This window comes from Flintibacter sp. P01028 (assembly GCF_041925235.1).
GTDB classification, from domain to species: Bacteria; Bacillota; Clostridia; order Oscillospirales; family Oscillospiraceae; genus Lawsonibacter; species Lawsonibacter aceti.
In genome coordinates this window covers 203,608-229,022 of record NZ_JBHEVC010000002.1, presented here as the reverse complement: position 1 = coordinate 229,022, position 25,415 = coordinate 203,608, and the positions used below count along the sequence as shown (strand labels likewise).

Below are 25,415 nucleotides of genomic sequence, written 5' to 3'. Positions count from 1 at the left end.
TTTTATTGCAAGAGGAATACCGCCGCCAACCTCAGTCTTTCACCAATTTTCGAAGCTTTTCACCGTCCTGGAACCAGAATCGCCGCAGTGCGGCCATTTCATCATTGAGGCAGAAATCCTTGACTCCTAAAGACTTGTAGTACTCTGCCGCCTCGGGTGAGGTGATTTCGCAGCGTGGGCGCACACCGTGGCGTAAGGCGCAGGCAATCATCTCCCGTTCAGCTGCTTTACATTCCTCGGGACGATCCGTACGGTCAAAGCCCTGATTCATCCCCCAGTCTCCGGAGCCGAACTGCACCATATCCACCCCGGGAATGGAGCAGATTTCCTCCAGATTTTCCATGGCGGCCACCTTTTCGATCATAAAGCAGCGCACCACCTGCTTTACCCGCTGGGCATGGGTCATGGGGGGGACGTGGGACTGGCCGCCAATAAAACGCCGCATGGGATAGCCGTACAGTCCCTTGCAGTCCGGCGTAGCAGGCGTGGTCAGACGGATGCTCTCCCGAACCTGCTCGGGTGTCTCGTGGTCGGTAAACATGATGGCCTGAAAGCCTGCCGCCATGGCTTTCTGGGCCACGTAGCCCCGGTTCTGAAAGTCCACTTTAATGAGAGTGGCCATATTGTAGAGCTCTGCAGCCCGACAGATATTTTCCAGGTCCACCTGGCTGAAGGGCGCGTACTCCGCCGCAAATTCGATGTAGTCAAAGTTTTCACTGTTTCCAATGGTCTCGGTAATAAAGGGATTGGTGCTCCAGATTCGGGTGGCCACCGTGGGCTCGCCGGACTCCAGCTTCTTTCGCAGCAGATTTTCCCGGATCATTCGGACTCTCTCCTTTCTAAATGTCCCCTCCTCCGTGCATACGGGATGAGGGGACTGGTGTGTGTTACTTCAGTTTTGCCGCCACCTGACGGATCAGCTCTTCGCTGGGCGCCTTCTGATCCAGCTTGGAAGTCTCTACAACCAGAGGATACAGAGGTACGTTGTACTCCTTGGCGATGTCCTGGAAGCGCTTGGTGAAGCTGGAGTGACAGCCGGACAGACCCAGAATCAGGTCATAGGGCTTCACCGCAACATGGTAGTTGTGCTCCTCCATGGCAGGAATCAAATTCTTGTCCAGGAAGTCCAGCAGCCCGTACAGGTCAATTTCCTTCAGCCAGCCCAGACGCTGGAAGGTGGCAACTAGCAACTCGGTGGCGCAGTTTCCGGCGCTGCGAGCCATGCCCAGAAGACCGGTGTCAAATACCGTAGCGCCTGCCTCGGCGGCAGCAATGGCGTTGGCAACGGACAAGCCCAGGTTGTTGTGGCCGTGGAAGGCCACGGGGATATCCACCGCCTTTGTTAACGCCTTGGTGTATTCGGTGACCTGATGGGGCATCATGGTGCCGGCAGAGTCCATGATGGTGATCTCATCCAAGCCGCAGTCTGCCAGCATTTTGGCTTCCTCTGCCAGCTGCTCAGGGAAAAGAACGTAAGCCTTCATCATGGAATAACGGCATTTCAGGCCTGCCGCCTTGACCCGGCGGACACCATCACAGGCGCCTGCTCCGTCGCTGGCATTAGCTCCAATGCGCAAAAACTTCAGGCCGTACTTGACCGCCAGATCCATGTTGGCCTGGGTAGCGTTTTTATAGCCCATGAACATACCGATTTCGGCCTTGGGAAGATAGGGCTGAATCAGCTCCAGATACTCCACATCGGTGCAGGGCGCAATGGATTTATCTGCCTCATAGGCGCCCAATCCGAGGCAGTTGCCCATCTCAATGGTAGTAATTCCAGCTGAAATCATACCCTCGATCATCATTTTGGTCAGACGGGCGTCAAAGCCCTTGCCAACTACATTTGCCCCGTCGCGCAGGGTGCAATCCATTACCATCATAATTAAACACTCCTTATTGTTCCGGCCACACTACAGGCCATGTGGGTTTCTGTCCGTTGAACACTTCAATGAGACCTCTAGCTACATCTTTAGACATGTGATCCATAGAATCATACGTGGCACCTGCACAGTGTGGTGTCATAATCACATTGTCCATGCTATGAAGCGGATTGTCGCCCCGGGCGGGTTCCGAATCACTCACATCCAGGCCCGCTCCGGCCAGTTGTCCCTCCTGCAGGGCCTGAATTAGCGCCTGCTCATCTACGACTGCCCCTCTGGAGGTGTTAATGAGGTAAGCGGTAGGCTTCATCCAAGCAAACTGCTGGGCACCAACCGATTTGATCGTTTCCTTGGTGGCAGGGGTATGTATGCTGATAAAGTCCGCCTGCTCATACACTTCCCGGATGTCATGCACCACCAGTACACCATCCTCCCGCTTTCCCTGGGGGAGGAAGGGATCATAGGCCACAACCGACATGCCAAAGCCGCCCGTGGCGATGGAGGCCACCCGGGAGCCAATATTTCCAAAGCCAATCAGGCCCAGCACCTTGCCGGTGACTTCATTACCCAGCATCCGGTCCTTAACGCCATAATCCTCGCTGCGGTAGCAGGCGGATTTATAGTTGATCTGTTTGGCACAGGCGAGCATCAGGGTGATGGCATGCTCGGCCACGGACAGGCTGTTAGCGTGAGGAGTGTTCACCACCACAATCCCGTGGGTACGGCAGTAGTCCAGATCAATGCTGTCCACTCCAACTCCGTGCTTCCCAATCACCTTCAGTTGGGGGTTGGCCGACAATACATCGGCATCCAGTCTGGCTACCCGCATGATGACTCCATCGCAGTCCTTCAAATCTGCGATCAAATCCTCCTTGCGGATACTGCTTGTTTGTTTGATCTGAAGACCATGTTCCTGTAAAAGATTAAGACCTGATTCTGCCACCACTTCCGGCACTAAGATTTGATGTTTCATATGCAAACAATTCCTCCCCGCCGTCAGTCGTCGCTGTTGGCATCTGCACCCGTCGAAGCCACATCAGGCTTATTCATCTTTTTCGACAATGCATTCATCAGTACAGGCGCAAACACAGCCAAAATAATCATGGCCAGGAGCACCACACAGATGGGCCGACTCAAGTAGTACACCAACAGATTGGTATCCTTGGACATAATGATCGAGCGGAGCAAGCCTTGCTCTGCCATATCGCCCAGGATCAGGCCCAGTACAACAGGAGCAGTGGGGAAGTCAAACTTCCGCATATAGTAGCCTACAAAGCCAAAGGCCAGCATAACACAGCAGTCCACAAAGCTGATGTTAATGGCATAGGCACCCACCACGGACAGCACCACAATAACAGGTGCCAGAATTGCATAGGGAACTTTAACCACATTGACAACATACCGAGAGGCAAGCATACCCACAAGGCCCATGGCAATATTGGCAATGATAAAGCCAATAATAATGGAGTAAGTAATATCTGCCTGATCGGTAAACAGGGCAGAGCCGGGAGTCAGTCCATGGATCATCAGACCGCCCAGCAGAACGGCAGCGGCGGAGCTACCCGGAATACCCAGGGTGATCAAAGGAATTAGTGCACCGCCTGTTACTGCGTTGTTTGCAGTCTCAGAGGCACAAATACCCTCAATAGAACCGTTTCCAAATTCTTCCTTATGCTTAGAGAAGCGTTTCGCCTCGTTATAGCCCACCCAGGAGCCGATGTCGCCGCCGGCACCAGGGAGAATACCCACAATCAGGCCCAGCAACGCAGAGCGGAAGAAATTGGGGATCAGCATCACCATTTCCTGAGCGCTGGGCAGAAATCGTCCTTTTAGTTCTGCCGTTTCCAATACTTTGTTTTCCTTGGCGCCTATGTTCTCTGCCTGAATCATTACCTGGGACAGGGAGAACAAGCCAATCAGAGCAGGTACAGTCTGGATACCGCTTTGCAAAGCGGTAATACCGTAATCAAAACGGGGGGTTCCATAGACAACATCATAGCCTACCAATGCCAGACACAGGCCAAGCACACCGGAAATAATGCCTTTCAGCAAATTGTTGGCTGACAGTGTACCAATAATAGACAGGCCGAAGATGGCAAGGAGAAAATACTCCGGAGCGTTGAACCGCAGAGAGAATCGGGCCAAGGGCGGAGAGATGAGCAGCAGCATAACACCGCTGATGGTACCGCCGATCATGGAGCCTACAGTGGACATACCGATGGCTCGCAGGCCCTCGCCGCGCAGGGTCAGCTTGTAGCCGTCCATAGCGGTTGCGGCAGACGCAGGAGTGCCGGGCGTGTGCAGCAGAATGGCGGTGATAGATCCTCCATAAATGGCAGAGGTGTAGATGGCGGTGAGCATGACGAGTGCTGGCACAGGTTCCATGGTATAGGTCACAGGAATTAAAATGGCAATACCCATGGTTGCCCCCAGGCCAGGCAAAGCGCCAATGACAATGCCGCCTACCACGCCAACAAATAAGGCCATCAGGGTTTGCAGCGTAAACAGATGTGTCAATACTTCAGCTATCATAGTTCAACCTCCTCCCCTCTCACATGGGGAAATATACGTTGAGCAGCTGCACAAACAGCAGGTAGACAAACAGCTCCAGTCCTACCACAGTAAGCAGCATGCGCAAAATCTTTCTCTCCCCAAAAATCCACATAATTAAAGGAATAAAAATTGCGGTAGCGACAAAAAAGTTGATAAAATCAAATAAAATCAAATAAATTACCGTGGCTCCAAACACAAACAAGGGATGGGTCACTACACTCCAGCGAATGGATTTATTGCTCTGTCCGTACCGCTTATCGTACCGTTCCGGATTAAACGTATAGTAAAGACCCTGAATCAGCAAAGCTGCCGAAAGGACCAGCAGCACTGTCAAAATAATTCTGGGATACTGGGCCGCATTCTGATTTAACGTGCTGCACTGCTGCAGGAAAAAGGCAGAAAACAGCACCAAACCAAGTCCAAGCCACACTTCACGCACAATGGCACAGCGTTTCTTCATCACTTGACCTCCTCTCGCCCCCCAGGGCTTTCCCGAAAAATGCACTTATGTAGCAACTATGTTCCCAAAAGACAGGGACGGCGCGCCTTCATATGTACCCCGAAAGCGGAGGCGCGCCGTGTCCATTTTCATGCCATACCTACAAAGAAGACTTGTCTGGAATCAGGTGGTCTCCCAGCCCATAATGTCGGACATACCAATCAGAGTCTGCTCCTGCTCCTTAATGAGGGCAGTATAGTCATCAGCAGCAATGTAATCGGTCTTCAAACCCAGCTTTTCCATCTCGGCAATGTACTCCGGGTTATTGATGGCGTTTTCAAAAGCAGTATCCAGGATCTCCAGGATGGCAGGATCCGTGCCGTCCTTAACAGCATAACCGCGCTGGCTGGAGTTCACAATGCTAGTGTCACACAGGCCGAGGGAATCGAAAGTGGGAACACCGAAAAGCAGTTCATTCTCTTCCTCGGCAAAGACACACAGAACAATCAGCTCACCGTCATTGGCCAGGGTCATAACCTCGCCAACGTTGGCAGCAGTAGCATCAATGTGTCCACCCTGAATGGCGGCATTGTTGTCCGCCCAGCCGGAGCTGGCCACCTGAACCAGGTTGGTGCCCAGAGCGTCGTTCAACATACACATCAGGATATGGTCATCCGTTCCGTTGCCGGTGGTACCGAAGGTAACCTCGTGGGTTTTAGCGTACTCAAAGAATTCCTCTGCGGTGGTGTAGCGGGTCTCATCCTTATTGATAGCGATCACGCAGTCATCGGTAACTGCGTTGGCAATCAGCTGGAAGTCATCCAGAGTGTACTCGCGGCCATAGGAGGGATCCAGATAGCCGGGCAACAGGGTGGGCCAGTTTACCAAAGAGATCATCATACCATCCGCATCCGCATGAAGCATCTGCTCCCAGCCAACCCATCCGCTGCCGCCGGTGGGGTTAATCACGGTGATGGTAGTGTCCAATTCCTTCTCCAAGTAGGGCACCAGTAGACGCACACCATTGTCACTGCCGCCGCCGGCCGACCAGGGACAAATCATGGTAATGGTCTTCCCGTTGGGATAAGACACTTCGCCGCCGCCAGCGGTACTGCCTGCATTACCGCTGGAGTTGCTTTCCTTGCCGCATGCGGTCAGGGAAAGGGCCATTGCAAGTGCAAGTGCTAATGCTACAATCCTTTTCATAATAATTCTCCTTCTCTGATCATATTTGAGGTGTTTTCTACACCAAGGGGTACAGGTTTAAATAGAAGGCTTCACACCATATGTGCGCCCCAACTCCACCAACTCGTCATATACCACATCAGAAAGCTGGATGCCGTTTTTCAATGCAATCTCTTTCCGGCCAAGCTCTACCTCACCGGGCAGGAAAATCTGATCCACACCAGGATTTTTGGGCAATGCCTTAATGTCCGCCTCCATTTTTTCCAACCGGTCTTTGAAGGTTTCCAAGTCGGTAAACTTGCTGATGTCAGCGGCAAAGAAAATGTGCCCCACATTTTGAGGATTGACAAAATCGTTCCACATATTGCCTAGATAGGGACCGAATTGAGCGCCGCTTAACAATCCGCACAGGATATCCATAAAGAGCGACAAGCCGTAGCCCTTGGGGCCACCGATGGGGAGGACGGTTCCTTTCATGCCCCGATTCGGGTCGGTGGTGGGACGGCCGTCGGCAGTGATGGCCCAGCCCTCGGGAATGCTCTTGCCTAGCTTGGCCGCCAAAATTACCTTTCCCATGGCCACTACACTGGGGGCCATATCTAAGAGCACAGGATCTCCGTGCCGTGGCGCGGCAATTGCCAGCGGGTTTGTTCCCACATAAGCTTTGTAGCTGCCCCAGGGGGCGATATTGGGAGGAGCATTGGTGCCGCAGACACCAATCATGCCCTGTTCAGCAGCCATTCTGGCATAGTAGCCTGCCATGCCGAAGTGATTGGAGTGATTAACGGCAATAAAGCAGCAACCGCTCTCCCGTGCCTTTTCCATACACCGTTCCATCGCCTTCACACCGGTGACCATTCCCATGGAGTTGCAGGCATTCCACTGTACGGTGGCCGCATATTCCTGCTCGACCTGGTGGCTCCACCTTGGATTGACCACACCTTCTTTCAGGCGCTTTAAATAAATGCTGGTCCGGCTCACACCGTGGGAGAGGACGCCGTATAGCTCTGCCTCAACCAAGTGATCAGCAATCAGTTCAGCTTCATCCTCTGGCACATTCTGTGTCTGCATCAGCTTGTTGCAGTACGCTGTCAATGCCTGCCAATCCACCACATGTCCGCTCATCTTTCATATACCTCCTACGTTGCGCCCGTGCGTCCTCTTTTCCTCCCAATGAGCGATCTTCAAACACCATTGGACACATGAATTTAGTCGCTCCGTTGTATAATGCATGATGCATTGTATGTTAATTATGACACTGCTAACCTCTTTTGTAAAGATGCTTTTTACATTTTCGTTTAATATTCTAGTTTTTTTCTGTTTATTTTAGCTATATTGCTGCATCAATACACAAACATAATCTAAACTATTCTTTGTCGGTTCTAAGAATTTTTCATTATTACCGTCCCCTAAGCAGGTGTTTAAGGGGCACTTAGGGTGTTCATCAATAGAAATTGAATTTCCAATTTTCTCGATGAAGAAATACCTATTTTGTTTCAAGTTGCAAAGCCAGAGACCATACCTCCAAACGTCTACTAATATAGTCCCTAAGAAATTCAGAAGGTACTAAATAATAGAAAAAACTTGGAGGCATCTACTAAATTCGTAGACACCCTCTAAAATCGGTCTTGTTGTTGCCTCATTGCTAGGGCACCTTTGAGTAATCGCCTGTAAAGTTAAATGGTTGTATGTTCAGGAGCTTTCGTATCGACGGAATATCAATTTCTATGTCATCTGGTCTTTTTCTGGTGTGCATACTCATAGTTTTCAAAGACCAATGCTCTACCCGGCTACAAGAAATATGTAATTTTTCCGCAGTATGGACCAAATTCAACCCTTCCAGACACAGTTTCAGTACCTCCAAGCCAAGCTGGGGCATGGATGATTTACCGGGCCGGTATGGATCATGGAAAAGCTCTACTAATTTTTTGTCGGATGGGATATCCTCCAAAATCTGGAAATTAAAATTGCCTTTTTAGCCATTGCTATCTTCAGAAATGGAATGACATTGCTACGTTTCTTCGGCGGTCTTCTTTCTCTCAAGCCAGGTTTTTCCGCGACTATTTCTGGGAGAAAATCGCTCGCCTACCTGTGGCCATTTCCATACTTCCCCTTTTATTTCTGATTGTGTCCATCATCCAAACTGGGCGTGTCCCTTTCTTGGAGCCACAAGGAGCTGTACGGGACTGGATCTCCGAGTCTAGGTCTACAGGTTTTCAGTTTGCGAATAGCTCATACAGGATCATCGAGCCAACACTGTGAACGAACCGAAGCTCAAATTCATTTCCGTACTCAGATGTGAAGTAGTAATCCCCGTCTTGCCACTGGTACAGCTTGTCGGCCATCGCCCTGATGTAGGCCGCTGCATCCTAGAGGTTTTCGTTCACCCGCTTCATCCCTTCCTTGCGGGCTTTCTTCTGCCTGTCCCCTGCTGCTTGATGGTTTCGACCTGAGCCATCTGCTACGCATCTTCTTTGGTCATCGTATCGGCTGCCATGTAGATTTCTTCCACTCTCTTGTACTCTCTGCATAGGTAGCTTCATTGTCTACCGCCTCGGTGCCGTTCAAAAACTCACTGTAAAGCATTTTTGCTATCCCTTCTATGTGGGACGGAGGCTTTCCAGAACTATTGCTCCGGCTACCTTCCGGCCATCTGCAATTTATTTACCGTAACTTAACTATACATTACTATCTGGTAAAGTCGATATAAGATCTTTATAATTTTTTAATTTTTTCAAAATATTCATATTCATTTATAATAAGCCGTAGAAAGCTGTTAAATCAGTTGTGGCGGTTTTCCCGTCCAAGGGTATAAGTGTATCTGGAGTTTCTAAAATGCCCATAAGAACAATTTTGTAAAGACGTGTTTTCTTTTTTTTGTGCAGAATGGAGAGCTTATAGAAAAGCAAATCTCCCTCTTGGCTACAGCAAGGGGGAGTTCAGCAAATCATATTCAGTTCTGATCGCTTTCTTCGGCAGCCTTCGATCCACGGTGGAGGTCAGTCCCATACTTGTTGATGAAAACGGCCGCATCCCTAGCGGATACCATCGTGATCCGATCCTTCATGCCTTCCCAATTCGTATACTCAGTAAAGAAGTATCGTCCTTCATTGTCTACATAATATAGCTCCATAGCCTTTCCATCGGTGTATTCGTTTACACCGTCGGCGTAGAAGTTGTTTGCAAGGGCACTGGCACTTCAGTGTCATACTTCACCATGTCCACCATGGCACGGATACGGCGGACGACACCAGCGATATGGGTCTTCAAGGCCTTCACCTCTCTCTTACGGTGCAGGCCACATCAATCCCGATGGCATCCATAAAGTCGAGGAATTCATCAGCCCTCATAGAGTTTCGTATAGACCTGCCGCTCAGTTGCTGTGCCGACCAGCCAAGCCGGGTGACAGTCTCAGCTTGAGTAGTCCCTGTTGCTTTCAGACCAGCGATGATGGCTTCCTTTGATGTCATTGATACACCTCCGTTCGATACTATAGGCCCATAATCTTGAACTTTTTCAGACCGGCGATCTGATCGCTGGAGCCTCGCACCCGTTGGTCCACACCGCAATCTCGCCAGACCATGTAATCAAAGTAACTTTCTCTTGGACACATCGCCACGAGCTTATTCCGGGATAGACCATGCTTCTAGCAGGCTAAAGCGATGTCTTTCTCCTGGTGTGACGGAACGGTATATGCAACAGTCCCATCCGTCTGAATCAACACCTCTAGGTAGTAATGTACTTGGCTTTTTGCTTCTCCGCATCAAATGGGCAGTAGATGTCATATTCATTCTCCGTTTTTAACGCCCCCCTCCCCGCAATTATCGCCGCATCTTCGAGCTTTTCTACGACCATTTCGTACATTTTTCGGTGTGTATCTCTCTACCCGGAGGGCGGTGACTTCTTCGGCTTCCTCCTGTCGGTTGCCCATTGGAGGAGCATAGTTTGGGTTCGGGTTCTCTGCTTTGTCGGCCTGAAGTCCGAGCGAGGCCTAGATACAACGGCCAATCTTCTTCATCTCGCCCTCAGAACATTTCCCAATGTAGTTTCCAATCCACTCTATCCGCTCCCCTCTCCACATTGCGCTTCGTTCTTCAAGTTCCTCCTCGCTGCTCGGCCAATTAGGGTCAAGTCCCCGGCGCTGGTTGCTTCTTTGCCATACACCTTCATATCTCTCTCATCAATGCTGTATCCGTAGCCGACAGATGTCCGATCATGGATGATAAGGGGACGTAGATAGCCTTACCGCCGTGCCCGCATCACTTCATACCGCCCTACCGGCGGCTCCAATTTCCAACCGCTCTGCGTCAGGTATGCCCTTAGATTCCCGAGCATCCCGTGGCGCACCGTGATCCTGTTCTTCAAAACGGAACCTGCTCCTCTCCACATTTTCTGCAAACTCTGGCCTCCCCAAGCTTCATCCACTTTTTACATGACGGGCAGTATCACTCATTAACAGATTTCTGTATAGTTCCTGGCCGAGTCGCTCCAACACAGGTTGGGCATAGTGTCCGCTTCCCCTTCGTCCAATTCTGAAGACTGGTACGGCCGCAGCGGTCACACATTACTCCCTTTACCATCGGCGTATCAATCATCCTCCAAATACTTCCGGACAAGATCATCCTTGCCCCGGCCGGTGAAGTAGCCAAACAGAAACTCCCTTTGCGCCTTTGGGAGTCTCACACCTTCCTCCGGGGTTATTAAGGCCACGCCCATGCCTAGGTTATGCAGAAGTACCCATCCCTTGCTCTCCGAAAAGGCCCCAGCGCCATCAAATGGAACGGTCTTGCTCCAGAATCGGAAATCCTCAACCCAATCCGGCCTGCTCTCTGTGATGTATCCAACAGGAGTACCACCAGACTGTAACTAGAGATAAATTCATCAAAAGGCAAGCTACTTCATCATGGTCGAAAAACTGCTAGATAACCGCTATGTGGATTATGAGAAGTACATCCGTCGAATTGACCCAAGCGTTCCCCACAATTTCCTCAACAACATCATCAACCAGATTGAAGTCACCAATGGCCGTGTCACATCCATTTCTTTCAAGAACGGTATGACATACCAGTTCTTATACAAGGCATAAAATAAACCCAGGATTCCATTTTGGAACTCTGGGTTTATTCATCGTTATATACCTATTTTTGTATAAAAAATGTCTTTTTTATAAGTATCGGATACTTGACTTCAGTAAAGATGACTCATTTCAGCCCATTTTTGTACTGTATCCCTATTCGGCAGCAAGTCAAAACCGCCTAAAATCCGGTCGTTTTGGGTAATTGAGCTAAAATCTCCATCCTTTATAGTATCAGCATCGCGTCTCCGAAGCTAAAAAAGCGGTATTTCTCTTTCACCGCCTCTTGATAGGCGTTCAGTACATGTTCGTGGCCCGCCAGAGCGGATACCAACATGATAAGGGTGGACTGAGGTAGGTGAAAATTTGTGACCAGCGCGTCCAACACCTTGAAGCGATACCCAGGATAGATAAAGATATTTGTCCATCCAGACCGCTGTGTCATGGTGCCGTCCTCCGCCGCAAAGCTCTCAATGGTGCGGCAGGAAGTGGTACCCACACAAATCACCCTGCCTCCATTTCTTTTGGTTTCATTGATGATGTCCGCGGTTTCCTGAGATATCATGCAAAACTCAGAATGCATCTCATGGTCGCGGATGTCCTCCGCTTTGACAGGCCGAAAGGTACCAAGGCCGACATGGAGCGTAACGTAGCATACCTTCACACCCATTTCCTGGATATTATCCAGCAGTTCCGGAGTAAAATGCAGTCCGGCGGTGGGCGCTGCGGCGGATCCTACGACTTTAGAATAGACCGTTTGATAACGCTCCTGGTTCTCCAGCTCGGCCTTGATATAGGGCGGCAGGGGCATTTTCCCCAATTCCTCTAATATTTCAAGAAAAATTCCCTGGTAGTGGAACTGGACCAGCCGCTTGCCGTCCTCCAGCTCCCGTTCAATCGTTGCAGTCAGCTGCCCTTGTCCAAATATTATCTGGGCGCCTGTCCTAAGTTTTTTTCCTGGACGGACTAAGCATTCCCAGCACCCCTCGCCCCGGTCCACCAGCAGCAATACCTCACAGGTCCCTCCCGTGGGTCGGTGCCCGATCAGACGAGCGGGCAGCACTCTGGAGTCATTGAGGACTAGGCAATCTCCGGGGCGCAGGAAGTCCGGCAGATCATAAAAGTGGTGATGTCCGACTGCTCCTGTGTTCTTGTCCAGTGTCAGCAGCCGGGAGGAATCACGCCGCTCTAGAGGAGTCTGAGCGATCAGCTCTTCTGGCAGTTCAAAATTGAAATCAGAGGTCTTCAAAACAGTTTACGCCTTTCTCTTCTTTTAATAGGTGCCCACTTGGACGCCAGGAAAATAAAATTTCAGTATCTCGTCATAGTCAAACCCTTCGCGGGCCATGGCGTTGGCACCAAATTGGCTCATTCCCAATTGGTGCCCCCAGCCCGCTCCGTCAAATACATAAGTATCTCCAGAGACGGTCACTGTGCCGCCTCCCACATTGGTCCCGGAGGCACCGGTATTCCCCTCCGCCAGCGAGCTGATCTTTCCAGAACCGGAGATCACATACAGATCGCTTCCAGCTCCAGATACCGAACCGGTACCAGAAATCACATATACATCGTCCGTACCACTCAGTGTACCGGAACCATTGACTGCATAGCTTCCAGATCCGTTTCCGGCTGGCTGGCTGACCATCTTTCCATTTACTGTAAACCGGATCGACTTAACACCAAAATTTCCTCGGATACCCATATCTATACCGCCAGAGGATGCACTTGGCTTGAACGTGTTGCTGTTCCCATTTTTCCAGTGTACCTGAAGTCGAATGACGTTTCCCATCTCAGAGTAGGTCAGTTCTAGGTAATCGATGGAAGTACCAACCCCAAAGCCGTTGCTCTGAAGTTTACTGGTCAGCTCCTCTGAGGTATAGGTAACCGTCCAGGGAGAATAGGGATTTAAGTCGTCTACTAGGGATTCGTAAGGATCTATCACACCCTTCAGGTAGGGATGGGTGTTGACTGTATCCGTCCCCCAGACATTCTTTGCGTCCTCTGTGGCTCCGCCCGCGCTGGAGGAATATACGGTCTCTGCCAATTTTCCGTTATAGAGAACCACCTGGCCCGCTGTTTCCTCTACCGCCTGGTCGCTTACCTCACTGGGTCCGGAGTTGGAACGTCCATCTCCGCAACCATGGTATGCCTGACATTCCGTACTGCCACATACGTCAAATCCGTAGCTCTGGTGCCGGCCCATGTTCCTCAGAACATAAGTCCTGGCACAGGTGGCTTGGGCCTTCAGGGCCTCCAAGGGCCAGGTGCGGCCCATCTCATAACAGACCACACCCTTTACATAGTCCTCCAGCTCCACCACATTGACTACCGAGATATTTCCTCCATTGAGGCGCTGATAAAGAAAGCCACCTCGGTATTTATAATTGGAGAACCAAGTCCTGACATCCTCTGCTCCGGTCACGTCTGGCAGGATCGCCAGGATACCACCTGTTCCCTGGTCAAATTGAAACAGGATATGATCCGTCCCTGTTTCCACAATACTCATTCCGTAGGAAGTAGTCCCTACAACGGTCCCTTCCCCTAAGGTATCGATTGCGTCCAGCGCCTCGCCCTTTGAGAGATAGGCTCCCACCCGAACCTGGTATTCTTCATCTATCCAGGCCACGAAGCCATCCTCATAGTCTTCCGCGTCCCGCCGTGCGTCCTCGTAGTCTCCATACCCGCTATCGATCAAAATATGATAGCAGCCCACCGCGATATTGCTGGTAATGGAGGAGGAGTAGGTAGTCTTGCCCAACGAGGCGTCCCGTCCATAGTAGAGGTTTTGTGTCTTAAGCACCGCCACCTGGTCAATGTCCTTCTCCGTCCGTCCCAGCTCAACGAAATCCATATTCCCGTCGTAGTAGCCGAAGCGGAAACCGGCGCCATACCCTGTATTATTTTGGAGGTGAGCGGCCTCCAGCTCTCCCGTTTCTACGTACTGGTACGAGGATGCCAGCCCTACACGGATCATAACCTCACCGTCACTGTTGGTTCTTACGGCCCATCCGGTGGGGACTGCCAGGGTTATTGCAAGTACAGCGGCGGCAAGCCGCATCCAATTTCTCCTCATGGTCTGCTCCATTTCTCCACTTCTGCGGTTTTGTACTATTGACACCGACCTTCAAACGTGATAGGATAGGGTCAAATTCTGCAAGATAGAGGTGCGGCTACATCAGTAGACATGGCCAGGGAGCCGGTTCCCGCTGATCCATGTTCAAAGGGGACGCCGCCGAAGAGCTGCTCTTCCGGTCGAGAGTTTGCTCTGGTCGTCTGGTTAACAGCCAGCCGACTGTCATCAGGGTCAGGCTGATGGAGAGCTGTCTGCTTTTGTGAATATTTTGCCGGTCGAGCAATTTGCTCTTAGTCGACATTATAGTACAAAATCAGCCGCTTGAAAAGCCGCTGATTTATTTTTTTCTTTTCCCTGGTCGACTCATCTATGTTCAGACTTTGTCATACCCTTATATAAGAGAGATTTGGAGGTTGCTTTACATGGAAAAGTATAAAGTAGGTATCATTGGCGGAACCGGTATGGTTGGTCAGCGTTTCATCACACTGATGGAGGGTCATCCCTGGTTCCAGCTTACAGTCATCGCAGCCAGCCCCCGTTCTGCTGGAAAGACCTATGAGCAGGCTGTCTCCGGACGTTGGGCCATGGAGAAACCCATTCCTGAAGAGGCCAAGGGCTTGGTTGTCATGGATGCTCAGGCCGACGTGGAGAAAATCGCCGGTCTGGTGGACTTCGTATTCTGTGCTGTTGATATGAAGAAGGATGAAATCCGCGCTTTGGAGGAGCGGTACGCCAAAGCCGAGTGTCCCGTGGTCTCCAACAACTCCGCCCACCGTTGGACCGATGACGTGCCAATGGTGGTCCCCGAGATGAATCCTCAGCATATTGAGATCATCCCCGCACAACGCCGCCGCCTAGGTACCAAACGCGGCTTTATCGCCGTCAAGTCCAACTGCTCTATCCAGTCTTATGCTCCCGCCATCACCCCCCTGCTGAAGTACGGTGTGGAAAAGGTCCTGGTCTGTACCTATCAGGCCATCTCTGGCGCCGGCAAGACCTTTGAACGTTGGCCCGAAATGGTCGATAACCTGATCCCTTATATCGGTGGCGAGGAGGAAAAGAGCGAGCAGGAGCCGTTGAAGATCTGGGGACGCATCGAGAACGATAAATTTGTCAAGGCGGATGGCCCCTCCATCACCGCCCAGTGTCTGCGCGTCCCAGTATCCGACGGACACACCGCCGCCGTATTTATCAAGTTTTCCGGTGAAAAGCCCTCCATCGAGCAGATCAAGTTAGACTGGGCCAATTTCAAGGGCAGAGCCCAGGAGCTGGAGCTTCCCTCCGCGCCCAAGCAGTTTATCCATTACTTCGAGGAGCCAGACCGTCCCCAGGCCAAGCTGGACCGTGAGCTGGAAGGCGGAATGGCGGTTTCCATGGGGCGGCTCCGTGAGGACACACAGTATGACTATAAGTTCGTGGGCCTGTCCCACAATACCCTGCGGGGTGCTGCAGGCGGCGCTGTCCTGTTGGCCGAGCTGCTGTGCGCCGAGGGCTATATCGATCATAGGTGAGCCAGGAGGTCACCCTCCTTACTTCCCGCATTTGAAGAAAGGGTGTATTGTTTATGAGAAGTCCTGTTTTTACCGGTTCCTGTCCTGCGCTGGTCACTCCCTTTGACCAAAACGGCAGCATCAACTACGACGCCTTCGGAAAGCTGATCGACGACCAGATCGCCGCCGGCGTGGATGCGGTGTGTGTCTGCGGCACCACTGGTGAGTCCGCTACCATGTCTATTCGTGAGCACATTGCTGCCGTGGAATTTTGTGTCAAGCGGGTAGATCACCGTGTCAAGGTCATCGCTGGTTCCGGCAGCAACGACACCTCTGCCGCCGTCTACCTGTCCCAGCACGCACAGGATTCCGGTGCAGATGCCCTGCTCCACGTCACCCCCTATTATAACAAGGCAAGCCAGACCGGTCTGATCAAGCACTATGAGTATATTTCCGACCGGACTGACCTTCCCATCATCCTGTATAATGTTCCCAGCCGCACCGGCGTATCCTTTACTGCCGACACCTATAAGGTGCTGTCCGAAAATCCCAAGATCAACGGCGTCAAGGAGGCCAGTGGCAATTTCTCCCTCCTGGCCCATACCCGGTATCTGTGCCCTGACGACTTCTATATCTGGTCCGGCAATGATGACCAAGTGGTCCCTATGATGGCGCTGGGAGCCAAAGGCGTCATCTCTGTGGCCTCTAACATCATCCCTGAGGTCATGGTACAGATGAGCCACTGGTGCCTGGACAATGACTTCGAATCCGCGGCTAAACTCCAGATCGAATATATGGATCTAATCGACGCCCTGTTCTGTGAGGTCAATCCCATCCCCGTCAAGGCGGCTATGAATCTAATGGGGATGGAGGCTGGTTCACTTCGGCTGCCTCTGTGCGATATCTCTGACAAGAATCTGGCCGTACTCCGCACCTCGATGGAGCGGATGGGCCTGCTGAAGTAAGGAGCGTCCACACGTGCTAAAGATAATCATTTCCGGCTGTAATGGTCATATGGGCCGGGTGGTGACCTCTCTCTGTGAGGCAGATCCCCAGGTGCAGGTCGTCGCTGGCTTTGATGTACTAGGCGCCAGTGACCGAGAATTTCCGGTGTACTCCTCCCCTGCCCAATTTCATGGAGAAGCGGATGCTGTCATTGATTTTTCCTCTCCGGCCGCGCTGGATGGTCTGTTGTCCTTTGCCAGGGATACCCGAATTCCCATGATTTTGGCCACCACCGGATATACTCCTGAGCAAGTCGCTCAAATTGGTGCGGCCGCTCTAGAAGTTCCAATCTTCCGCTCGGCTAATATGTCCCTTGGCATCAATGTACTGCTTGAGTTGGTCAAGAAGGCTTCCACAGTATTGGGAGACAGCTATGATATCGAGATCATCGAGCGGCACCACCGCCGCAAGGTAGATGCCCCTTCGGGAACTGCCCTTATGATTGCGGACGCTGCCGCCTCCGCCTGTGGGCATGAAACCGAATACGTCTTTGACCGACACTCCGTCCGTCAACCACGGGATAAAAAGGAGATTGGCATCTCTGCTGTACGTGGAGGCACCATTGTAGGAGAGCATGAGATCATTTTTGCCGGCCACGATGAAGTAATGGAGATCCGTCATATCGCCCATTCCCGTGAGATTTTTGCCAAAGGGGCTCTTGAAGCCGCAAAATTCATGGCCACAGTGGATGCTCCGGGCCTGTACGATATGAGTATGCTAGTCAAATAAGTCCATCAAAAACGCTCGGACGCCGATGTGGCGATCCGAGCGTTTTTGATGGGGCAAGAAAAAGGACGCCCGATTGGGCGCCCTTTTTTCTTGGCAGATATCAGCCCTGCTGCTCACGCATCTTGGCGAAGCAGTCGCTGCAGTAAACGGGACGGTCAGACTTGGGCTCGAAAGGAACCTTAGCCTCACCACCACAGGCAGCGCACACCGCGGTAAAATACTCACGGGGGCCGCGAGCAGCGTTCTTGCGGGCATCACGGCAGGCCTTGCAGCGCTGGGGCTCGTTCTGGAAGCCGCGCTCGGCGTAGAACTCCTGCTCACCAGCGGTGAAGGTGAACTCGTTGCCACACTCTTTACATACCAGGATCTTGTCTTCGTACATGGACTTTCCCTCTCTTTGACTCGTTGCCCAAATCAATTCGCTTGGGCGATTGTAATATGCGATCAGCTCACGCTGGATACGCCGGGGATAAAATCACCGCGCCATTTTGCGGCGAATGCGTTGGATGGCGTTGTCTACCGACTTTTGGGAGCGGTCTACCTGCTTTGCAATCTCTCCACAGGAGAGGCCGTTTAAATAGAGCGGCAAAATATTGGCTTCAAGCTCAGACAACTGGCCCTTCAGAGCATCTAGCCGCTCTTTCAGTTCCTCCCTGCCGATGATGACGTCCTCCGGGCTTTCCACGATGGAAAACAGTTGCGCGTTGGTCCCGTCAAAAAGAGGGGGTTCAAAAGAGATGCTGTGATTCAATGGGGAATGCTTGCCGCCTTGGGCGGCGCGGACAGCAGTAATCAGACGGCTTCGGATACAGATTTCAGCATAAGTGCGAAAAGCTGTGTCCCGCCGGAGATCAAAGCCACGGATGGCAGTCAGTAGGCCCAACATACCTTCCTGGATCAGGTCCTCGCTATCACCGCCTGCTAAGAACAGAGGGCGGGCACAAGCACGTACCAGCTGACCATATCGAAGGACCAATTCATCCTCCGCCTCACGGCAGCCATTGGAAATCTGCTGACATAATTCCTCATCGGACAAACTCTGGAATCGCGTTACTTCCATATCAATAGGATGGCTCTTAATCATAATAAACAAAATCAACGGATTTGTCAAGCCCTTGGCAGAAATATTTTGTCAAAACCTCCAAGCTCGACCATATCCGATTCATCTTTTATAGTTGGGGGATCAGATCTGCCAGCCGTTTGGCAGCCGCCTGGGCAATCTCCTCTGTCTTGGCCTCCACCATCACCCGCATCAGGGCCTCGGTTCCTGACGGGCGGACCAGCACCCGGCCCTCGCCGTTTAGGGCGCTCTCCTCCTGCTGGACAGCCTGGGCCAGTAACGGGCTGGCCATCGCCGACTTTTTTACATCGTTATCCGTGACCGGAACATTGATAAGCACCTGTGGGAAACGGGGACAGCATCCAAACAGCTCCGAAGCCCTTTTTCCACTCTCCTTCAGCAGGGCCAACATCTGTAACGCAGTCAACTGGCCGTCGCCAGTAGTTGCGTACTCCAGGAAAATCATGTGGCCAGACTGCTCGCCGCCTAGACGGTACCCCTTTTCCAGCATCCGCTCTAGAACATTCCGATCGCCTACCGCAGTACATTCCAGGTCCATACCTTTTTCCTTGCTGTAAAGATGTAGGCCCAGATTGGACATGACAGTGGCCACGATGGCATTCCCAGGCAGCTTTCCCTTGGCTTTCATATCCAGTCCACAGGCGGCCATGATCTGATCCCCGTCGATGAGATTTCCCAGTTCATCGACCGCCAGACAGCGGTCCGCGTCCCCATCAAAGGCGATGCCAATGTCGTAGCCGCCTGCCTTGACCATAGCGGCCAATCCATCAATATGGGTAGAGCCGCACTTTTCGTTGATATTGATTCCATCCGGGTCGGCGTTGATGACATCGGTACGCAGCTTAGAGAAGCGGTCAAACAGCCGCGCGGCAGTGGTAGAGGCCGCTCCGTTGGCACAGTCTACAAGGATACGCAGGCCACCCAGGGTGGAGTCTATAGTGCTCTCCAGGTGGTCGATGTAGTCCTCGCTGGCCTTGGGGGCCACATAGCTCACCTTGCCAATATCGCCACCTGTTTTCATAGGGACATTGTTGTGGCCAAAGAGGACAATATCCTCGATTTTTTCCTCCAGTTCATCGGACAGCTTGAAGCCCTGGCCGTTGAAGATCTTGATGCCGTTGTGCTCAAATGGATTGTGACTGGCGGAGATAACGATGCCAGCGTCCGCCCCCTCGTCCACAGTCACCCAGGCCACGCCTGGGGTGGGAAGAGTGCCCAAGTCCAGCACATCGGCCCCAGCAGTGCACAGCCCAGCGATGAGGGAGCCTTTCAGCAGATCCCCGGAGATTCGGGTATCCTTCCCGATGGTAACCAGAGGCTTCTCCCCCGGTTTTTTGTCCTTGGACAGCACAATAGCGGCAGCCAGTCCTACTTTATACGCCAAATCGGCATCAAGCCCGGCGTTGACTACGCCGCGGATTCCGTCAGTCCCAAATAATTTACCCATAAATTCGCACCTCTATCATACAAAATGTGTCAAGTCAGAATGTCAGTTGATCCAGCTGGTCCACGGCTGCCGCTCCCGCGACAGGCAGTCCTAAATGTCGATAGGCTTTTTCCGTGACGCACCGCCCTCTTGGGGTACGGGTGAGGAAGCCAAGCTGCATCAGATAGGGCTCATAAACGTCCTCTAGGGTAACAGCCTCCTCGTTGATGGTAGCGGCCAGAGTTTCTAACCCCACTGGTCCCCCCCGATAGTTTTCAATAATGGAGCGAAGCATCCGGTGATCGATGGAATCCAGCCCCAGGTAGTCGATCTCCAGGGCGGTGAGGGCTTCATCAGCCACCTTCTTGGTGATGACACCGCCAGCCCTCACCTGGGCGAAGTCCCGTACCCGGCGTAGCATTCGGTTGGCGATGCGGGGGGTTCCACGGCTACGGCGCGCGATCTCCATGGCCCCGTCGGCTTCAATGGGCACCTCCAAGATGCCGGCGGATCGGGTAACGATCAACGCCAGTTCCGCCGGGGTATAGAGTTCAAGCCTTAAGGTCACACCGAACCGGTCCCGCAATGGGGCAGACAGTTGGCCAGCCCTGGTAGTAGCCCCGATCAAGGTAAACTTGGGCAGGTCCAAGCGGATAGAGTTGGCTGATGGGCCCTTGCCGATGATGATGTCGATGGCATAGTCCTCCATGGCCGGGTACAGAACCTCCTCCACCGAGCGGTTAAGGCGGTGGATCTCATCCACGAAAAGAATGTCGTTCTCATTCAGGTTGGTGAGCAGGGCGGCCAGGTCCCCAGCCTTTTCAATGGCGGGGCCGGAGGTAATACGCACATTGACTCCCATCTCGTTGGCGATGATACCGCTAAGGGTAGTCTTTCCTAATCCGGGTGGTCCGTGGAGAAGCACATGGTCCAGGGGCTCATGGCGCATCTTGGCCGCTTGGATGAACACCTCCAGGTTTCCCTTTGCCTTCTCCTGGCCGATATACTCCCGGAGGGTTCTGGGCCGAAGGGAATACTCCCCCTCGTCCTCCCTGGTGAGAGAGGTGGTCACCAGCGGTTCACCCGGCTCCTCACGGTCAAATTCTATGTTGGAAAAATCGATTGCCATGGGTTCACTTCCTGTTTGATTTTAGAGCTTTTCTACCAGTTCCCGGAGGGTATCTAAAAAGGCCTTCTCCCCCCAGGTGTTGAGCTTCAAAAACATGGCCTGGCTGCCGCCAGAGGTAATGGCGGACAGGAACAGCTCATCCCCATCCCCTGCCAAGGTCATGGCCAGGGACACTCGGTTACCACCGCCGAAGCTGTACCGCTCGTACACCCGTACACAGCAGCGCACTCCGGCGGACTGGAAATAACTCTCATCCTCAAAGCTTGCCGACATGCTGGCGTTCAAAATGCCTTCGTGGATATACCGCAAGGTGTCGTCAAAGTCCCCATGAAGCCTTGCTTCATACTTGGCCATAGCGTTTCACCTCAATCTCTTTTTTGAAATCAGTCCGCCCACACAATGGTACAAGGTACCTTGCGTCATATCGGGCCTTCACTACCTCGGAACTCAAGTCTGGCGCTCATCCCTTCATCATCTTTTTCAGGGCCTGCTTGATAATCTCCTCCAGCGCCAGGCTGTCCAAATCGATTCCCTTCAAAGCCAGATTGATCTCTCCCTGGGAATAGCCCAGTACCGCCAGAGCGGCGGACGCCTCTGACAGCTTATTCTCCGGGATGACGGTGATGCCCGTTCCGCCATAGGCCTCTCCCTTGGCAGAAATGGTCTGTCCTTTGGCCAGTTTATCTTTTAATTCCAAAATCACCCTCTGGGCAATTTTTTTGCCAATCCCTTGGGCGCAGGTAAGGGCCTTTTCGTCCCCAGTAATGATAGACAGCGCCAAATTGGCCGGTGTACTGGCAGACAGAATGGACAGCGCCGCCTTGGGCCCCACGCCGGACACAGAGATAAGATGCTGAAACAGGTTCAGCTCCTCCTGGGTGGCGAAGCCGTAGAGCTCCATGGCGTCCTCACGGACATTCAGGTATGTAAAAAGTTTTCCCTTGTTTCCTTTTTTCAGCGCTGACAAGGTGTAGCTGGTGGTACGGCAGGCAAACCCTACCCCGCCGCAATCAATCACGGCCAGGTAGGGCTCAATATGGGCCACCGTGCCGCTGAGATAGTAAAACATAAGTTCCTCCGCATACCGCCTTTTGGGCGGTGTTTATTCTTTTAGCAAATACCGTATTTCCCCGGTATAGTAGATCTCCAGTTTAAATTCTAATATGTGGTCCTGCAGATTCAGAAAACCGCTCAACATGGTCAGCCGAAAGCCATAGCTCTCGTCCATAATGTCCAGAGTACCGTCGGAATGCTCCAGCAGGAAGGTCTCCAGGGTCATTTTTTTGCCAGTAAAAGCTCCACAGTTGCCGCACAGGACGTCCTGGTACTCTATTATGTAGATGTAAGAGGAGTCCCAGTCCACCCCGGTGAGCTCCACATCCCCATCCACCTGTCCATAGGGGGCGGCGGTGCACACATAGCCGTACTGGGTCACCAGACGCAGGGTATCCTTCTCCGCCTGCAGTTCCATAATATGGGCGTCATGGAGGCTGTACTCCGGTTCTGAAGCGGGCTTTTTGACGATCATCCTCATCCCATTACCTCGTATCGTACTTTTTGGGGTCAAAGACCCGCTCAGTGTTCAGCAGAGATGTGGCCGCCCGGCTGTGGCAGATGGCGATGGCCAGGGCGTCGGCGGCATCGTCAGGCCGGGGAATCTCCTTCATGTTGAGAAGCCGCTGGGTCATGAGCATGACCTGCCGCTTGTCCGCCCCTCCGTAGCCAGCGACAGCTTGTTTCACCTGCATAGGGGTGTACTCAAAGACGGGCACGCCCAGCTTCTCCGCGGCCAGCAAAATAACTCCCCGTCCATGGGCTACGGCAATGCCAGTGGTAATATTTTTGGTAAAAAACAGTTCCTCCACGGCCATCTCGTCCGGATGAAAGGTGTGGATCAGCTCCTCCATATCGTCAGATATCTGACAAAGGCGGCGGGACAGAGGGAGCCCCGGCGGTGTGGTGATGACACCATATTGGAGCAGAGCGTTCCTGCCCCGATCAGCCCGAATGAGGCCAAAGCCAATGGTAGCGACCCCAGGGTCGATGCCTAAGACGACCATAATTCCCTCCGTGTCCATATCAATACATTGTAATGATAACATACTTTTGTTAGAATTGGAAGTTGGAAATAAACTTTGTTTTTATAGGTGGTCGTCACAGGACTTCAGGGGCTTGCGATCTATCCGTCTAAAAATATTTCTTAAGGCGGTGACATTTGGCCTTCCAGAGTTGAGTTATGGTAGAAAGGAGGTTTTGCCGATGGACGCTAAACCACTGCGCACGGGCGGCCAAGTGGAGGATATCCTGGTCCGCTATCAAAATACGGTATACGGTCTGGCTCTGGCTAGGACCGGCAGCCGAGCAGACGCAGAGGATGTATTTCAGGAGGTCTTTCTCGCTTACTTCCAATCAAACAAAGCTTTTCGAGATGAGGAACATCAAAAGGCATGGCTGCTTCGGACCACGATCAATTTCTGCCGGCGGGTCACCTCCTCCAGTTGGAGGAAAAGGACGGTCCCTCTTTCCCAGCGGGAAGACAGGCCTCTTCCCTTCCAGTCCGCGGAAGAAAACTCCGTGTGGCAGGCTGTGATGGAGCTGGAGGAGTCCCTCCGTGTCCCCATCTACCTCTTTTATTTTCAGGGGCTGACCACACAGGAAATCGCCCGCGCTCTGTCTATCCGTCCTGGTGCGGTCCGAATGCGGTTGTCCCGTGGTCGGGAGAGGCTGCGCCAGACTCTGAAAGGAGATTATTTCGATGAATAAGAATCTGTTTTGCTCCATGCAGAGAAAACTGATACCCAGCCAACAGGCAGTGGACCAACTGAAAGAGCGGCTTGTCCAATCCGCTCCCGCCGGACGGCAGCCCATCCCCTGGAAGTATGGGGCGCTGGCTGCCTGCGCCGCTTTATTGATCGCCGCGTATCCCATTTATCACACACTCTCCCCCACACTTCATCCTGTGTTGGATGGTGGTCAGGGCGGATATGGCACCTATGAGATAGCCAACGAGGATGCCTATGGCGAAATCGGGACAGAGCTGCCCCGGCTTAACATCTGGGATACCCAGGCACCATCCCAAGCCAGCGCGCACAGCTACGCCGCTGGAGAGGGGGTAAACCGAGAGGTTACTCAGTCCGACTTGGAGACCCTGCTGGGCGGCTTTATTCCCCAGGTATTGGGGTGGGAGGGGTTTGACCAGCTCTCCGGTATGTTAGCCTTCGGACCGGGGCACGGCGACCCCTTGGACACGCTGTTTTATGGTCACTTCTATGCCGACTGCGACTGGGGTAAGCTGACCCTAATGGTAGGAGGTCTAGGCACCAAGGTCTCTCCTGATGCCATTGGCCGCCCGGAGGGCTATCCGGGGGATGCCCTCACAGTCATCGAGGGTATCGAGGTCTTGGCAGCCCGATTCACCGATCTGGACGGCACAAACTATGGAGAGGTGTCCTTTACCACTAGGGACGGTTACAGCGTTTTTTACGCGGTAAACACTCCATCCCCGGAGCAGACGGAGGAACTTCTCGCCCGGCTGGTTAAGCTTGCGGTGTTGGAGGACGGCCTATCCCCTGAGGCTCTGGCCCCCGACCCTGACGCCTATGCCCAGGGCAGAGGAGAAACCGACCCCATGGAATCCAAAGACGCGGCCGCGCCGCCTCCTCTAGCCGGGGTATCTGCCTGGCAGAGTCAGCCTTGGTTCGGTGGATACTATTATGACAATGACACTGGCCGGTACGTCATCGTGCAGGTAGAGGGTCAGCCGCTCCCTGACCTGGACTTCGGAAACGCCGTCTTTGTCCCTGGAAAATATTCTTACACCTGCCTCAGCGGGCTGATGGACCAGCTCAACGAGCTTGTCCGTACTGACCCAGTGTGCAAGGCTGTCATGTCTGGCTGGTGGATCAATGAAATCGACAACCGTATCGACCTGACCATCACAGAGGAAGATCCCCATCTGCTGGCCATTCTGGCCCAGCTGGACCCGGAGGGGGACGCTATCCAGGTCTCTCTGGGCGGTTTTGCTGCTACAGACGAGGATGTGTCCGTGTCCTATCAGGTCCTTCCCAGCGCCCTTCCAGGCAGCCTACGAGACGGAGATCCGGCAGGCTGCCCCACTTCGGAGGAACCAATAGTCATCGAACCTACCGAGCCACAGGACGGTGGGGAAGTCAGTCAGCCGGCCCGTGAGGATTTAGCGCAGGAGCCCTTCTGTAATCAGACTGCCTCCTCCTACTCCGGCAGCATACCTTCAGGCGCACGGGCGGCGAATACCGGGTCCTATGAGCCCCAGGCTTGACAATCCCTTTCGGGCGAGATACCATGAATACAGCTTATGAAAAAGGAGCGTGTC

24 protein-coding genes and 1 riboswitch are annotated in these 25,415 nt (G+C 52.8%); of the genes, 6 read left to right on the top strand and 18 right to left on the bottom strand.

The window, feature by feature from the left end:
• Window positions 1-31 precede the first annotated feature (31 nt).
• The 8 genes from ACEVJK_RS05335 to ACEVJK_RS05300 all read right to left on the bottom strand — a co-directional run bounded on the left by ACEVJK_RS05335 (window position 32) and on the right by ACEVJK_RS05300 (window position 9,527).
• Entirely contained in the window at window positions 32-823 is a 792-nt protein-coding gene (locus tag ACEVJK_RS05335) for an aldolase/citrate lyase family protein (RefSeq protein ID WP_374740154.1), read from the bottom strand.
• Between the two features lie 64 nt (window positions 824-887).
• Complete coding sequence (locus ACEVJK_RS05330) at window positions 888-1,880, bottom strand: 4-hydroxy-2-oxovalerate aldolase (RefSeq protein WP_374740153.1); 993 nt, start codon at window positions 1,878-1,880, stop codon at window positions 888-890.
• 13 nt (window positions 1,881-1,893) lie between these two features.
• Window positions 1,894-2,853, bottom strand: coding sequence for a hydroxyacid dehydrogenase (locus ACEVJK_RS05325; RefSeq protein WP_374740152.1), 960 nt, complete (start codon window positions 2,851-2,853; stop codon window positions 1,894-1,896).
• A gap of 23 nt (window positions 2,854-2,876) precedes the next feature.
• Entirely contained in the window at window positions 2,877-4,412 is a 1,536-nt protein-coding gene (locus tag ACEVJK_RS05320) for a tripartite tricarboxylate transporter permease (RefSeq protein WP_374740151.1), read from the bottom strand.
• Between the two features lie 19 nt (window positions 4,413-4,431).
• Complete coding sequence (locus tag ACEVJK_RS05315; protein WP_374740150.1) at window positions 4,432-4,893, bottom strand: tripartite tricarboxylate transporter TctB family protein; 462 nt, start codon at window positions 4,891-4,893, stop codon at window positions 4,432-4,434.
• A 162-nt stretch (window positions 4,894-5,055) separates the two neighbouring features.
• Complete coding sequence (locus tag ACEVJK_RS05310) at window positions 5,056-6,078, bottom strand: tripartite tricarboxylate transporter substrate binding protein (RefSeq protein WP_374740148.1); 1,023 nt, start codon at window positions 6,076-6,078, stop codon at window positions 5,056-5,058.
• 57 nt (window positions 6,079-6,135) lie between these two features.
• Window positions 6,136-7,182: an Ldh family oxidoreductase gene (locus tag ACEVJK_RS05305; RefSeq protein ID WP_374740146.1), complete on the bottom strand. Its 1,047-nt coding sequence runs from the start codon at window positions 7,180-7,182 to the stop codon at window positions 6,136-6,138.
• A gap of 2,150 nt (window positions 7,183-9,332) precedes the next feature.
• On the bottom strand, window positions 9,333-9,527 hold the full coding sequence (locus tag ACEVJK_RS05300; RefSeq protein WP_374740144.1) for a hypothetical protein: 195 nt from the start codon (window positions 9,525-9,527) through the stop codon (window positions 9,333-9,335).
• A 1,433-nt stretch (window positions 9,528-10,960) separates the two neighbouring features.
• Here ACEVJK_RS05300 and ACEVJK_RS05295 point away from each other — a divergent pair.
• A complete protein-coding gene (locus ACEVJK_RS05295; RefSeq protein ID WP_374740142.1) occupies window positions 10,961-11,143 on the top strand; it encodes a hypothetical protein in 183 nt (60 codons plus the stop codon).
• Window positions 11,144-11,357: 214 nt separating this feature from the next.
• Here the strand turns inward: ACEVJK_RS05295 and queA are convergent, their stop codons facing one another.
• Window positions 11,358-12,380 (bottom strand): tRNA preQ1(34) S-adenosylmethionine ribosyltransferase-isomerase QueA, encoded by a 1,023-nt coding sequence (queA, locus tag ACEVJK_RS05290; RefSeq protein ID WP_374740141.1) that lies wholly within the window; start codon window positions 12,378-12,380, stop codon window positions 11,358-11,360.
• A 24-nt stretch (window positions 12,381-12,404) separates the two neighbouring features.
• Window positions 12,405-14,216 carry a SpoIID/LytB domain-containing protein gene (locus ACEVJK_RS05285; protein ID WP_374740139.1) on the bottom strand — a complete coding sequence of 604 codons (1,812 nt, stop codon included), beginning with the start codon at window positions 14,214-14,216 and terminating at the stop codon, window positions 12,405-12,407.
• A 66-nt stretch (window positions 14,217-14,282) separates the two neighbouring features.
• Window positions 14,283-14,462, top strand: a riboswitch (Lysine riboswitch).
• Between the two features lie 164 nt (window positions 14,463-14,626).
• Between ACEVJK_RS05285 and asd the strand changes: the two genes are divergently transcribed.
• Genes asd through dapB form a run of 3 tightly spaced genes read left to right on the top strand, consistent with a single transcriptional unit; the run spans window position 14,627 to window position 17,428 of the window.
• Window positions 14,627-15,715 (top strand): aspartate-semialdehyde dehydrogenase, encoded by a 1,089-nt coding sequence (gene asd / locus ACEVJK_RS05280; protein ID WP_147571760.1) that lies wholly within the window; start codon window positions 14,627-14,629, stop codon window positions 15,713-15,715.
• A 53-nt stretch (window positions 15,716-15,768) separates the two neighbouring features.
• The gene (gene dapA, locus ACEVJK_RS05275; RefSeq protein ID WP_147571759.1) at window positions 15,769-16,659 is read left to right on the top strand and encodes a 4-hydroxy-tetrahydrodipicolinate synthase; all 891 of its coding nucleotides are present in this window, start codon (window positions 15,769-15,771) and stop codon (window positions 16,657-16,659) included.
• 13 nt (window positions 16,660-16,672) lie between these two features.
• Window positions 16,673-17,428, top strand: a complete 756-nt coding sequence (gene dapB / locus ACEVJK_RS05270) for a 4-hydroxy-tetrahydrodipicolinate reductase (RefSeq protein WP_147571758.1) — start codon at window positions 16,673-16,675, stop codon at window positions 17,426-17,428.
• 100 nt (window positions 17,429-17,528) lie between these two features.
• Here the strand turns inward: dapB and ACEVJK_RS05265 are convergent, their stop codons facing one another.
• From ACEVJK_RS05265 to ruvC, 8 genes are all read right to left on the bottom strand, one after another.
• Window positions 17,529-17,810 carry a zinc-ribbon domain containing protein gene (locus ACEVJK_RS05265; protein ID WP_147571757.1) on the bottom strand — a complete coding sequence of 94 codons (282 nt, stop codon included), beginning with the start codon at window positions 17,808-17,810 and terminating at the stop codon, window positions 17,529-17,531.
• A gap of 93 nt (window positions 17,811-17,903) precedes the next feature.
• Window positions 17,904-18,488 carry a sigma-70 family RNA polymerase sigma factor gene (locus tag ACEVJK_RS05260; RefSeq protein ID WP_262670311.1) on the bottom strand — a complete coding sequence of 195 codons (585 nt, stop codon included), beginning with the start codon at window positions 18,486-18,488 and terminating at the stop codon, window positions 17,904-17,906.
• Window positions 18,489-18,597: 109 nt separating this feature from the next.
• Window positions 18,598-19,956 carry a phosphoglucosamine mutase gene (gene glmM, locus ACEVJK_RS05255; RefSeq protein WP_147571756.1) on the bottom strand — a complete coding sequence of 453 codons (1,359 nt, stop codon included), beginning with the start codon at window positions 19,954-19,956 and terminating at the stop codon, window positions 18,598-18,600.
• A gap of 34 nt (window positions 19,957-19,990) precedes the next feature.
• A complete protein-coding gene (ruvB, locus tag ACEVJK_RS05250; RefSeq protein WP_340405704.1) occupies window positions 19,991-21,064 on the bottom strand; it encodes a Holliday junction branch migration DNA helicase RuvB in 1,074 nt (357 codons plus the stop codon).
• Window positions 21,065-21,085: 21 nt separating this feature from the next.
• The gene (locus ACEVJK_RS05245) at window positions 21,086-21,418 is read right to left on the bottom strand and encodes a DUF6054 family protein (protein ID WP_340405703.1); all 333 of its coding nucleotides are present in this window, start codon (window positions 21,416-21,418) and stop codon (window positions 21,086-21,088) included.
• Window positions 21,419-21,524: 106 nt separating this feature from the next.
• A complete protein-coding gene (gene ruvA / locus ACEVJK_RS05240; protein WP_147571753.1) occupies window positions 21,525-22,133 on the bottom strand; it encodes a Holliday junction branch migration protein RuvA in 609 nt (202 codons plus the stop codon).
• A 33-nt stretch (window positions 22,134-22,166) separates the two neighbouring features.
• Window positions 22,167-22,598, bottom strand: a complete 432-nt coding sequence (locus ACEVJK_RS05235) for a hypothetical protein (protein ID WP_147571752.1) — start codon at window positions 22,596-22,598, stop codon at window positions 22,167-22,169.
• Window positions 22,599-22,602: 4 nt separating this feature from the next.
• Window positions 22,603-23,124, bottom strand: coding sequence for a crossover junction endodeoxyribonuclease RuvC (ruvC, locus tag ACEVJK_RS05230; RefSeq protein ID WP_147572012.1), 522 nt, complete (start codon window positions 23,122-23,124; stop codon window positions 22,603-22,605).
• Between the two features lie 199 nt (window positions 23,125-23,323).
• Between ruvC and ACEVJK_RS05225 the strand changes: the two genes are divergently transcribed.
• Together ACEVJK_RS05225 and ACEVJK_RS05220 are read left to right on the top strand one after the other, a co-directional pair.
• Window positions 23,324-23,827, top strand: a complete 504-nt coding sequence (locus tag ACEVJK_RS05225) for an RNA polymerase sigma factor (RefSeq protein WP_147571749.1) — start codon at window positions 23,324-23,326, stop codon at window positions 23,825-23,827.
• Window positions 23,820-25,361 (top strand): hypothetical protein, encoded by a 1,542-nt coding sequence (locus ACEVJK_RS05220; RefSeq protein ID WP_374740136.1) that lies wholly within the window; start codon window positions 23,820-23,822, stop codon window positions 25,359-25,361. Before ACEVJK_RS05225 ends, ACEVJK_RS05220 begins: the two co-directional genes overlap by 8 nt.
• Window positions 25,362-25,415: the final 54 nt, after the last annotated feature.

Excerpts from the sequence above, each read along its gene's own strand:
- ACEVJK_RS05335 (WP_374740154.1), bottom strand. The coding sequence starts at position 823 with ATGATCCGGGAAAATCTGCTGCGAAAGAAGCTGGAGTCCGGCGAGCCC.
- ACEVJK_RS05330 (WP_374740153.1), bottom strand. The coding sequence starts at position 1,880 with ATGATGGTAATGGATTGCACCCTGCGCGACGGGGCAAATGTAGTTGGC.
- ACEVJK_RS05325 (WP_374740152.1), bottom strand. The coding sequence starts at position 2,853 with ATGAAACATCAAATCTTAGTGCCGGAAGTGGTGGCAGAATCAGGTCTT.
- ACEVJK_RS05320 (WP_374740151.1), bottom strand. The coding sequence starts at position 4,412 with ATGATAGCTGAAGTATTGACACATCTGTTTACGCTGCAAACCCTGATG.
- ACEVJK_RS05315 (WP_374740150.1), bottom strand. The coding sequence starts at position 4,893 with ATGAAGAAACGCTGTGCCATTGTGCGTGAAGTGTGGCTTGGACTTGGT.
- ACEVJK_RS05310 (WP_374740148.1), bottom strand. The coding sequence starts at position 6,078 with ATGAAAAGGATTGTAGCATTAGCACTTGCACTTGCAATGGCCCTTTCC.
- ACEVJK_RS05305 (WP_374740146.1), bottom strand. The coding sequence starts at position 7,182 with ATGAGCGGACATGTGGTGGATTGGCAGGCATTGACAGCGTACTGCAAC.
- ACEVJK_RS05300 (WP_374740144.1), bottom strand. The coding sequence starts at position 9,527 with ATGACATCAAAGGAAGCCATCATCGCTGGTCTGAAAGCAACAGGGACT.
- ACEVJK_RS05295 (WP_374740142.1), top strand. The coding sequence starts at position 10,961 with ATGGTCGAAAAACTGCTAGATAACCGCTATGTGGATTATGAGAAGTAC.
- ACEVJK_RS05285 (WP_374740139.1), bottom strand. The coding sequence starts at position 14,216 with ATGGAGCAGACCATGAGGAGAAATTGGATGCGGCTTGCCGCCGCTGTA.
- asd (WP_147571760.1), top strand. The coding sequence starts at position 14,627 with ATGGAAAAGTATAAAGTAGGTATCATTGGCGGAACCGGTATGGTTGGT.
- dapA (WP_147571759.1), top strand. The coding sequence starts at position 15,769 with ATGAGAAGTCCTGTTTTTACCGGTTCCTGTCCTGCGCTGGTCACTCCC.
- ACEVJK_RS05265 (WP_147571757.1), bottom strand. The coding sequence starts at position 17,810 with ATGTACGAAGACAAGATCCTGGTATGTAAAGAGTGTGGCAACGAGTTC.
- ACEVJK_RS05260 (WP_262670311.1), bottom strand. The coding sequence starts at position 18,488 with ATGGAAGTAACGCGATTCCAGAGTTTGTCCGATGAGGAATTATGTCAG.
- glmM (WP_147571756.1), bottom strand. The coding sequence starts at position 19,956 with ATGGGTAAATTATTTGGGACTGACGGAATCCGCGGCGTAGTCAACGCC.
- ruvB (WP_340405704.1), bottom strand. The coding sequence starts at position 21,064 with ATGGCAATCGATTTTTCCAACATAGAATTTGACCGTGAGGAGCCGGGT.
- ACEVJK_RS05245 (WP_340405703.1), bottom strand. The coding sequence starts at position 21,418 with ATGGCCAAGTATGAAGCAAGGCTTCATGGGGACTTTGACGACACCTTG.
- ruvA (WP_147571753.1), bottom strand. The coding sequence starts at position 22,133 with ATGTTTTACTATCTCAGCGGCACGGTGGCCCATATTGAGCCCTACCTG.
- ACEVJK_RS05235 (WP_147571752.1), bottom strand. The coding sequence starts at position 22,598 with ATGAGGATGATCGTCAAAAAGCCCGCTTCAGAACCGGAGTACAGCCTC.
- ruvC (WP_147572012.1), bottom strand. The coding sequence starts at position 23,124 with ATGGTCGTCTTAGGCATCGACCCTGGGGTCGCTACCATTGGCTTTGGC.
- ACEVJK_RS05225 (WP_147571749.1), top strand. The coding sequence starts at position 23,324 with ATGGACGCTAAACCACTGCGCACGGGCGGCCAAGTGGAGGATATCCTG.
- ACEVJK_RS05220 (WP_374740136.1), top strand. The coding sequence starts at position 23,820 with ATGAATAAGAATCTGTTTTGCTCCATGCAGAGAAAACTGATACCCAGC.